Below are 9,067 nucleotides of genomic sequence, written 5' to 3'. Positions count from 1 at the left end.
CGGCATGGCCCGCGCCATCGAGGACGGCCTGCCCAAGCGCCGCATCGAGGAGGCCTCGGCCCGCACCCAGGCCCGCATCGACGCCGGCCTCCAGAGCGTGGTCGGCGTCAACCGTTACCGCCCCGACGTCGCCGACGAGATCCCGGTGCTGAAGGTCGACAACACCGCCGTGCGCGAGCGCCAGCTCGAGAAGCTCGAGCGCCTGCGCGCCGAGCGGGACCCCAGGGCGGTCGAGGCCGCCCTCACCGCGCTGTCGAACGGCGCGGCCGGCGGCGGCAACCTGCTGGAACTCTCCGTCGACGCCGCCCGCGCCAAGGCCACGGTCGGCGAGATCTCCGACGCCCTGGAGCGGGTGTTCAACCGCCACAAGGCCCATGCCGACGCGGTCAAGGGCGTCTACCTGCGCGAGGCGGGCGCCACGCCCGCCGCCGAGCGGGCGAAGGCCATGGTCGAGAGCTTCACCCAGGCCGACGGCCGCAAGCCGCGCATCCTGGTCGCCAAGATGGGCCAGGACGGCCACGACCGCGGCCAGAAGGTGATCGCCTCCGGCTTCGCCGACCTCGGCTTCGAGGTGGAGATCGGCGACCTCTTCCAGACCCCCGCCGAGACCGCCGCCCAGGCGGTGAAGGACGGCGTCCATGCGGTGGGCGCAAGCTCGCTCGCCGCCGGCCACCTGACCCTCGTCCCCGAGCTGAAGGCGGAGCTGGCCAAGCTCGGCCGGCCGGACATCCTGGTGGTGGTCGGCGGCGTGATCCCGCCGGAGGACTTCAGGGCCCTGGAGGAGATGGGCGTCGCCGCCGTCTTCACGCCCGGCACCGTCGTCCCCGACGCCGCCATCACCGTCCTGGAGCGCCTCAACGAGCTCCTCGGCTACGCCCAGGAACAGGCGGCGCAGTAACCGGCCGGCGCCGAGGTCGAACAGCCCGTCCGGCTAGGACAGGGCCTCGGTGATCACCCGGAACCCCGAGAGGGTCGCCGGCCCGAAGTGGGTGGTGATCGCCACGTCGGTGGCGTCGCGGCCCACGGCCATCAGGATGCGGCCGATCCGCGGCCGGTTGTGCCGCGCGTCGAACGTCCGCCAGCGGCCGCCAAGGAACACCTCGAACCAGGCGCTGAAGTCCATCGGCGCCCCCGAGGGCGGCACGCCGATGTCGCCCAGGTAGCCGGTGCAGTAGCGGGCCGGGATGTTCATGCTGCGGCACAGCGTGATCGCCAGGTGGGCGTAGTCGCGGCAGACGCCGCAGCCCTCCTCGTGCGCCTGGTGGGCGGTCTTGGTGGACCGCGCGTGCTCGTAGCCGAAGCGGATGCGCTCGTGGGCGTAGTCGACGATCGCCTGCACCCGCGCCCATCCGGTCGGCGTGCTCCCGAACGTCTCCCAGGCGAGGTCGCTGAGCAGCTCCAGGTCGCAATAGCGGGACGGCAGCAGATACTCGATGACCGAGTCGGGCAGGTCCTCCACCGGGTGCTGTTCGGCCTCCACATCCGCCGGATCCGGCTCGCCGCTGTCGCGGATCACGAAGTCGGCGCGGAAGGTGATCCGCCCGCCGGGCGCCATCACCCGGCTGCAGACGTTGCCGAAGGCGTCGAGGTACTGGCGCACCGGCAGGTCCGGGTCCGGCAGCACGGTGTCGGCGGTCTCCAGGTCGGCCTGCCGCTCGGGCCGCACGTTGAGCATCAGCAGCATCGGGGTCGGGCCGGGGCAGTCGTAGCTGATCTCGTACCCGGCTCGTATGCGCATGCGCGACCCCTGCTAACCCGTTCGCGCAATCCGCAAATGGTGCGCAGGTTCCGCCGCGGCGGCCGTCTCGACCTCGATATCGACCTCCACGTCCATCCGGTCGAAGTCGCCGGCCTCGCCTGCCCAGGTTCCGTGCAGCGGCAGGGCCTGCCGCGGATCGTTCACGGCGGCGACCCGGATCAGGTCGGTATTGCCGATGATGCCGTTGGTCGGGTCGAAGTCCGTCCAGCCGCAGGCCGGCAGGTAGACGCGCGCCCAGGCGTGGGTGTGGCCGCCGCCCTTGCGCCCCGACTTCGGCGAGGCGGAATAGACGTAGCCGGACACGAACCGGGCCGCGAGGCCGAGGCTGCGGGCGGCCTCCACCATCAGGACTGCGAAGTCGCGGCAGCTCCCCCGCCGACTCTCCAGCGTCTCCGCCGGCGTCTGCGGCGGACCGTGGAGGCGGATGCCGTAGGCGAAGCCGCCGTGGATCGCCTGCGTCATGTCGGTGAGCAGTTCCGAGAGCCGCGTCCGTCCCGCCGGCCGCGCGAAGCGCCGCGCCCAGGCCTCCAGCTCGCCCCCCGCATCGGCGTGGCGCCGGGCGATCGACCGCGCCAGCTCGCCCGCCTCCTCTGCGTCGTAGACGAACGGGCCGGCGCCCAGGCAGCCCTCCTCGCCTTCCAGGTCGAAGGCGTGCGCCGGCCGGTGGTCGATGCGCACCCGGCTCTCGAACGCCAGGCGGTCGGCCCGTCCCTCGAACCGCGCCACGCCCACCGTCGCGCCGCTCACGTCGTGGACGTGGCGGACCAGCGCCGGCTCCGGGCTGATCGCCACCTCGGCCGAGAGCAGCCGCTGGTCGTGGCTCTCCAGCGGGCGCAGCATCATCCTGTGCTCGCCGAAGGCGACCGGCTTGCGGTACCGGTAGGCGGTAAGGTGGCGGATGGAGACGACCGGCATTGCAGAAGAGTTCGAGCGATTCCGGGGGGTCGTCCACGCGCCTGCTTGCGGCGGATGAGCCCGGGCCGGCGATTGTGCTGAATCCGGGCGCCGCCTCGCCCTTCCTGCTCGTCGGCGACCACGCCGGGCGCGAAGTCCCCCGCGCCCTGGGCGACCTGGGCATCGCCGCCGCCGAGATGGACCGCCACATCGCCTGGGACATCGGCGTCGCCGGCCTCGGCCGGCGCCTCGCCGCGCGCCTGGACGCCGCCTTCGTGCGCCAGCGCTACTCGCGCCTGGTGATCGACTGCAATCGCGATCCGCGGCGTCCGGACGCGATCTGCGAGGCCAGCGACGGCACGGTCATCCCGGCCAACCGGGGCCTGTCGCCGCAGGCGCGCGCGGCGCGGGTGGACGAGGTCTTCCGCCCCTATCACGGCGCCATCGCCGACCAGCTCGACGCGCGGGCCGGCCGGCCCGGCGTCCTCGTCGCCCTGCACTCCTTCACGCCGGAAATGGCCGGCGCCCGCCGGCCGTGGCGCTTCGGCGTCCTGCACCTGGAGGATTCCCCGCTCTCCGCCGCCATGCTGCGGCGCCTGCGCGCCGACCTGCCGGCCGCCGAGGTGGGCGACAACCAGCCCTACCGCATGGACGGCACGGACTTCACCGTCCCCTGCCACGCCCACGGCCGGGGGATGGACTATGTCGAGCTCGAGGTCCGCCAGGACCTGATCGCCCAGGAGGCGGGGCAGGCCGCCGTGGCCGAGCTCCTGGCGCGCCTCCTGCCCCTCGCCCTGCGGGACGTCCTTTCGCCTCGCCGCTAGGCAGGACCGCCGGCTATCGGCTATCGGTGCCCGGCTTCGGAGGGGACCATGCCGACCGTCTATGTGCTCAACGGCCCGAACCTGAACCTGCTCGGCCAGCGCGAGCCGGAGATCTACGGCCGCGACACCCTCGCCGACGTGGAAGCCCGCTGCCGCGCGATCGCCGAGCGCGAGGGCTTCGAGCTGGTCTTCCGCCAGACCAACAACGAGCACGAGATGGTCGACTGGATCCAGGAGGCCCGGCAGTCGGGCGGCGTGGTCATCAACCCGGCCGGCTTCAGCTACAACTCCGTGCCGGTGCTGGACGCCCTCAAGATGTGCGAGGGGCCGGTGGTCGAGGTCCACATCTCCAACATCCACAAGCGCGCCGAGACCGAGGCCCGCTGGCGCGCCGAATCCATCATGAGCCCCGCCGCCACCGGCGTGATCGCCGGCCTCGGCGTCGCCGGCTACGAACTCGCCGTCGACTACGTCGCGCGCCGCCTGAAAGCCTGATGATCCTCACCCTCTCCTGCCCCGACCGCACGGGCATCGTCGCCCGCGTGGCCGCCCTGCTCTACGAGCGCGGCGCCAACATCCTCGACGCCCAGCAGTTCGACGACGCCGAGACCGGCCGGTTCTTCATGCGCGTGGTCTTCGACCTGGGCGAGGGCGACGACCTCGAGGCCCTGCGCTCAGCCTTCGGCGAGCTGGCCGCCGCGCTCGCCATGGACTGGACCCTGCGCGACCCGCGGGAGAGGCGCCGGGTGATGATCCTCGCCTCCCAGACCGACCACTGCCTGGCCGACCTGATCTGGCGCTGGCGGCAGGGCGAGCTGCCGATGGAAATCTCCGCGGTGGTCTCCAACCATCCGGCGACCACCTTCCCGCACACCGACCTCAAGGGCATCGCCTTCCACCACCTGCCGGTGACCGCCGAGACCAAGGCCGCGCAGGAGGCCCGGCTCTGGAAGCTGGTGCAGGAGACCCGCACCGACCTCGTCATCCTCGCCCGCTACATGCAGGTGCTGTCCGACGACCTGGCCGGCAAGCTGGAAGGCCGCTGCATCAATATCCACCACTCCTTCCTGCCGGGCTTCAAGGGCGCGCGCCCCTACCACCAGGCCCACGCCCGCGGGGTGAAGCTGATCGGCGCCACCGCCCACTTCGTCACCGCCGACCTCGACGAGGGCCCGATCATCGAGCAGGACGTGGAGCGCATCAGCCACCGCGACACGCCGAACGCCCTGATCCGCAAGGGCCGCGACATCGAGCGCCGCGTGCTCGCCCGCGCCGTCCGCTGGACCCTGGAGGACCGTGTGCTGCTCAACGGCCGCAAGACCGTGGTGTTCACCGACTAGGGCGCGGCTTGCCAATCCTGTCCACGGCTGGAAATCTTCCGGCCGCCGGGAGGGTCCATGCTGCGCCTCGTCATCGTCCTCGCCGCCCTGACCCTGGCGGGGTGCGCCCACAACCTGCCCGTCCGCGAGCCGGCCAACACGGCCGCCGACCCGGGGCTGATCCGGGCCTTCGTGGACGTCAACGGCAGCTTCTTCCCGCCCGATTGGCGGGCGAAGGAGGTCGTCGGCGAACGGGCGGTGCGACGGCGGCACTCGCTTCTGGCCGCGCTCGATGGCCGGCCGGATCAGGTGGCCGCCCTGCGCCGGTTCGAGGCGGCCTACCTCGCCCAGCTGGCCGATGCGGCGGCCGAAAGGACCGGCCGCGTCTACGTCCTCGTGCTCGGCTTCAACAACGACGAGAAGACCGCGGCGGCGCAGTTCGTCGCGATGCGCGGCGAGATCGCGCTCTCGCCGCAGGACACCGTCATCGAGTTCTACTGGGACGGCCATGACGCCAAGGCCTACCTGGACGCCGCACGCATCTGGTTCTGGGGTTCGGCCTCGAGCCAGGTGGTGGGCTCGCGGGCGTTGCGGCGGATCCTCGACCGCCTCGGCGATCGCGAGGTGATCGTCGTCTCCTACAGCCGCGGCGCCTCGGTGGTTCTGAGCGCGCTCAGCAATCCCGACTACACCGAGGCCTTCACCGAGGCGACGCGCCTGCCCTTCCTGGGCGAGCCGGTGGAGAGCTTCCTCGCCCCGCCGCCGCTCAGCGCCCGGGGCGGCCCCATCAAGGCGGTGATGCTGGCGCCCGCCGTGGGCCGGTCGGACTTCTGGGCCCCGGGAAGCACGGACCGGTCCTGGCGCTATCGCGACTTCTCCGACCGGCTGGTCTCCGTGCGCTACACGCTCAATCCGCGCGACGAGGTGCTCAACAAGTTCTGGCTGGGCGTCCGCGGGCGGCTGAACCCCACCGACCTCGGCGCGGACCCGCAGGTCGGGGCCGAACTCCGCTGCCGCCATCCCCGCCTCGTCGGATACCGTGTGGAAGGACGGGTGGGCCACGGCGGCGCCGACTACATCCGCGACCCGTCCTACGCGCGCATGCTGGCGGAGAGCGGCGTGCCCGTGCGACGCCCGCCGCCGCCGCCGCCGCCCGGCCATCGCCTCACGGACTGCCGACCCCCGGCGCCGGGCTGATCCTCAGCCGATCGCGTGGATGAAGTGGCGGACGCCGCCGCTCAGCCGCTCGCCCACGCCCACCGCCAGCACGGCGTTCAGCCAGTCGTAGCGGGGATCGGACGTCTCGAAGACCGGCGCGATGCGGATGCGGTAGCGGTCGGGCGCGACCTCCGGCTGGGCCGGGTCGCGGAACGCCGCCCCCACCTCCGGCGGGATCCAGGTCCGGCCGGTGTAGCTGACGTGGATCAGCGCCCCGTCGTCGGTGCGCCAGACGCAGCGGGCGTCGAAGGTGCCGATCGCCGCGCCGTCCGCCCCGACGCCCGCCTCCGACCAGTTGCCGCCGCCCGGCAGGATGGTCCCCGTCAGCCGCGGCCCTTCGAACCGCCCGCCGGTGATGTAGCCGATACGCCGGGTCCGCCACGGCGAGGCGCCGAGGTCCATGATCCCCCCGGCCACCTCGAAGCGGGCCACGCACAGGGGCGCGCTCTGCAGCGCGCGCCCGCCGAAGTCGAACTCGGACATCTGGTCCTCCCCTGCCCGGCGTTGGTCACGCCCCCGCGGGACGTCATCCGGAGCTTTGCATGTCCCTGCTGCCCGGCGCACCAGGGGCGCCGCGCGCGATCGCGCGTCGCACCCTACCGCACCCGGGGCGTGAGGGTCTCGTCCCCGCTAGATGAGCGGGCGGCCGCCAGGACTCGCATCGCGGCCTCGTGCACGCGCCGGCGGTCCGCCTGCCTGCCGATGGAGCGGGACGACCGCGCGAGCGCGTCCCGCGAGACCTGCCAGGCGGCGGCGGCGAGTTCCGGGTCGGGCAGCGCGGCCAGACCCGCGAGCGCGTGCTGCAGCTCCATCTGAAGCCCGGGGTGCGAGGCCCCGTGCTGGATCACCGGCCCCATGGCCTCCTCCAGCAGCAGCCGCCCGGACAGGGCGGGCCTGACGACGCGTTCCGAAGGATCGGCCGCGTCCTCGGCCGGGCCCTCGACCGCCCAGTCCCGGAGGAGGATCGCGGCCCTGGAGATGACGTCCCTCGCAGTGCCGGCGTCGTTCACGCCGGGCGACAGGGCCCGGGCTGCGATCTCGCCCAGCACCCGCATCCCGTAGCGGGGATCCTGCTCATGCGTGCGCTCGGCGCCGAGCGTCACCCGGTCGTGCAGTTCCTTCACACAGGCCGCATCCAGCCGGGGGCCGGAGGCCCAGAGCAGCGGCTCGCCGCCGTGGACGAAATCCCCCGGCTGCACGCAGAGGAAGATCCGCGCGTGGCGGGCCCCCGCGGATCGCTCCAGGCCCTTGATGTCGATGTTCTGCACGAAGCCCAGGCGCTCGGCGTAGACCGCCAGCGCGTCCTCCGGCCGGGCGGGCGCGGCGGATCGACGGGGGCGGCTCAGCGGGGCCCGGAGCGCGACGGCGGTGGCCTCGGCGACCCGGTCGATGACGTTGCCGGTCTGCCCCAGGCTCGACAGCTCGCCGATCCAGCGCAGCATGGCCACGATCACGCCCACCAGCACCGCGACGGTGAAGAAGAACAGGATCACCCGCCCTTCCGCGCCGTAGTAGCCGGTGTGGAGCGCCACGATGCCGACCATCGCGTACACGAACGCGCCGATGAAGGTCGCAAGGGTGTTCCGGATCGCCCCGACCGAGACCAGAAGGCGCGCAGCGTGCGGCGAGATCGCGCCCACGACGGAGGTGTATGCGGTGACCAGGGTCGCCAGCGAGAAGGTCGCCACGGCGAGCATGCTGCTCGCCAGGATCGACAGCAGGTCGTCGACCGCATCCGAGCCCAGCTTGAGCGGGAAGTCGGACGGCACGTACCGGCCGAAGCGCGCCGCCACCAGGGCCGCCGCGACGCCCAGGCCGCTGTACAGCGCCACCGTGAACCAGAGCCGCCGGCGCACCTGCAGCAGGGTGAAGAGCCAGCTCGGCATCAGACCAGGCGGGCCGGGCCGCCGGAGACCTTAGCGGGGCTCGGGTGGCGCTGCATCGTCGGGCCAACGCCGCCGGTGGGGATCGTAGGCCTCCCCGTAAGCCTCGGCCCCGTAGCTTCCGCCGCGGGCCGGCGTCAGCCGGCCCGGCGAGCGCCCCACGCTCTGCGCCCGCCGCCGGGCGTCCGGAAACAGCGTGGCCAGCCGCCGGTCGCGCTCGTGGCTCGTCACGAGGAATAGCTCCCGTTGCGATGCATGTGAGGACAACGGAGCGGCCCGTGGAGGGTTCCGGTCGAGGTCGGACGGCGCGGCGGGATCTCGGTCCATCCTCCGGGTGGCGGCATGCGCCCCCGGCGGGCGGGGAGAGCTGAACCGTCGGCCCCGGGTCGCGTTCCCGTCGTTTGGCGGGAGACGGGAATGCAGGACGCCTTCTTCACCAGCTGGAGCGACATCGGGCGGGTGCTTGTCGTCGGCGGCGCCGCCTATGTCTGCCTCGTGGTGCTGCTGCGGGTGTCCGGCAAGCGGACGCTGTCCAAGCTCAATGCGTTCGACTTCGTGGTCACGATCGCCCTGGGCTCGACCCTGGCCTCGATCTTCACGTCCAAGTCCCTGTCGCTTGCGGAGGGCGTGGCCGCGCTGGCCCTCCTCGTGCTGCTGCAGCTCGCGGTGACCTGGACCTCCGTGCGCAGCCCGGGGTTCGACCGGCTGATCAAGTCCGAACCCGCCCTGCTGCTGCGGCGGGGCGAACTGCTCCACGAGGCGATGCGGCGCGAACGGGTCACCGCCGACGAGGTGATGTCTGCGATCCGCGACGCCGGCGCCGACGAGTTCGGGGCCGCCTCCGCCGTCATCCTCGAATCGGACGGCACCTTGACCGCCCTCCTGGCCGGGCCGGGCCGTCGCGCGTGAACGAAGGCGCGCGGCGGAGGCGCGGCTTCGAAGCTCACGCTCTTGTGCCCGGGCGGCAGGAACAGCGTTCTGCGGATGGCGTTTCCCCTGCCCCACCACATCGCGCCGCGATGTAAGCGGCCGGTCCTCCGCGACCCTGCCGCGATGTGGAGCGGGCGCGGTCCTTCGGCGCGGCTGGTCGCGTGGTCCGGAGGACCGCTGCCCCGAACCTGCTGGCGCTCTCGCCTCGGCAGACCGCGGCGCCGATGGCCTGCCCCCCGT

Annotated in this window: 11 protein-coding genes; 6 read left to right on the top strand and 5 right to left on the bottom strand. The window is 72.9% G+C overall.

Going from position 1 to position 9,067, the window contains the following annotated elements; all coding sequences use genetic code 11:
* A partial coding sequence (locus tag V7Z97_RS17940) for a methylmalonyl-CoA mutase family protein (RefSeq protein ID WP_334164806.1) occupies window positions 1–898 on the top strand: 898 nt, incomplete at its 5' end.
* Between the two features lie 33 nt (window positions 899–931).
* Here V7Z97_RS17940 and V7Z97_RS17935 read toward each other — a convergent pair.
* Entirely contained in the window at window positions 932–1,738 is an 807-nt protein-coding gene (locus V7Z97_RS17935) for a transglutaminase-like domain-containing protein (RefSeq protein ID WP_334164805.1), read from the bottom strand.
* Between the two features lie 12 nt (window positions 1,739–1,750).
* Entirely contained in the window at window positions 1,751–2,674 is a 924-nt protein-coding gene (locus V7Z97_RS17930) for a transglutaminase family protein (RefSeq protein ID WP_334164804.1), read from the bottom strand.
* Window positions 2,675–2,748: 74 nt separating this feature from the next.
* On the opposite strand from V7Z97_RS17930, the gene V7Z97_RS17925 reads away from it, so the two are divergent.
* From V7Z97_RS17925 to V7Z97_RS17910, 4 genes are read left to right on the top strand one after another with little or no spacing between them, the layout of a single operon-like run.
* Window positions 2,749–3,477 (top strand): N-formylglutamate amidohydrolase, encoded by a 729-nt coding sequence (locus tag V7Z97_RS17925; RefSeq protein WP_334164803.1) that lies wholly within the window; start codon window positions 2,749–2,751, stop codon window positions 3,475–3,477.
* Window positions 3,478–3,525: 48 nt separating this feature from the next.
* Window positions 3,526–3,972: a type II 3-dehydroquinate dehydratase gene (locus V7Z97_RS17920; protein ID WP_334164802.1), complete on the top strand. Its 447-nt coding sequence runs from the start codon at window positions 3,526–3,528 to the stop codon at window positions 3,970–3,972.
* Window positions 3,972–4,817, top strand: coding sequence for a formyltetrahydrofolate deformylase (gene purU, locus V7Z97_RS17915; RefSeq protein WP_334164801.1), 846 nt, complete (start codon window positions 3,972–3,974; stop codon window positions 4,815–4,817). Before V7Z97_RS17920 ends, purU begins: the two co-directional genes overlap by 1 nt.
* 57 nt (window positions 4,818–4,874) lie before the next feature.
* On the top strand, window positions 4,875–5,993 hold the full coding sequence (locus tag V7Z97_RS17910) for a hypothetical protein (protein ID WP_334164800.1): 1,119 nt from the start codon (window positions 4,875–4,877) through the stop codon (window positions 5,991–5,993).
* A gap of 3 nt (window positions 5,994–5,996) precedes the next feature.
* Here the strand turns inward: V7Z97_RS17910 and V7Z97_RS17905 are convergent, their stop codons facing one another.
* From V7Z97_RS17905 to V7Z97_RS17895, 3 genes are all read right to left on the bottom strand, one after another.
* A complete protein-coding gene (locus tag V7Z97_RS17905) occupies window positions 5,997–6,497 on the bottom strand; it encodes a DUF3237 domain-containing protein (protein WP_334164799.1) in 501 nt (166 codons plus the stop codon).
* Between the two features lie 113 nt (window positions 6,498–6,610).
* The gene (locus V7Z97_RS17900; protein WP_334164798.1) at window positions 6,611–7,900 is read right to left on the bottom strand and encodes a DUF2254 domain-containing protein; all 1,290 of its coding nucleotides are present in this window, start codon (window positions 7,898–7,900) and stop codon (window positions 6,611–6,613) included.
* 30 nt (window positions 7,901–7,930) lie between these two features.
* Window positions 7,931–8,128: a hypothetical protein gene (locus V7Z97_RS17895; protein WP_334164797.1), complete on the bottom strand. Its 198-nt coding sequence runs from the start codon at window positions 8,126–8,128 to the stop codon at window positions 7,931–7,933.
* Window positions 8,129–8,314: 186 nt separating this feature from the next.
* On the opposite strand from V7Z97_RS17895, the gene V7Z97_RS17890 reads away from it, so the two are divergent.
* Window positions 8,315–8,806 carry a DUF421 domain-containing protein gene (locus tag V7Z97_RS17890; protein ID WP_334164796.1) on the top strand — a complete coding sequence of 164 codons (492 nt, stop codon included), beginning with the start codon at window positions 8,315–8,317 and terminating at the stop codon, window positions 8,804–8,806.
* The last annotated feature ends 261 nt before the right edge of the window (window positions 8,807–9,067 follow it).

The sequence above is a fragment of the Phenylobacterium sp. genome, assembly GCF_036821595.1.
Classification (GTDB): Bacteria; Pseudomonadota; Alphaproteobacteria; order Caulobacterales; family Caulobacteraceae; genus Phenylobacterium.
This window is presented reverse-complemented; position numbering and strand designations above follow the sequence as displayed.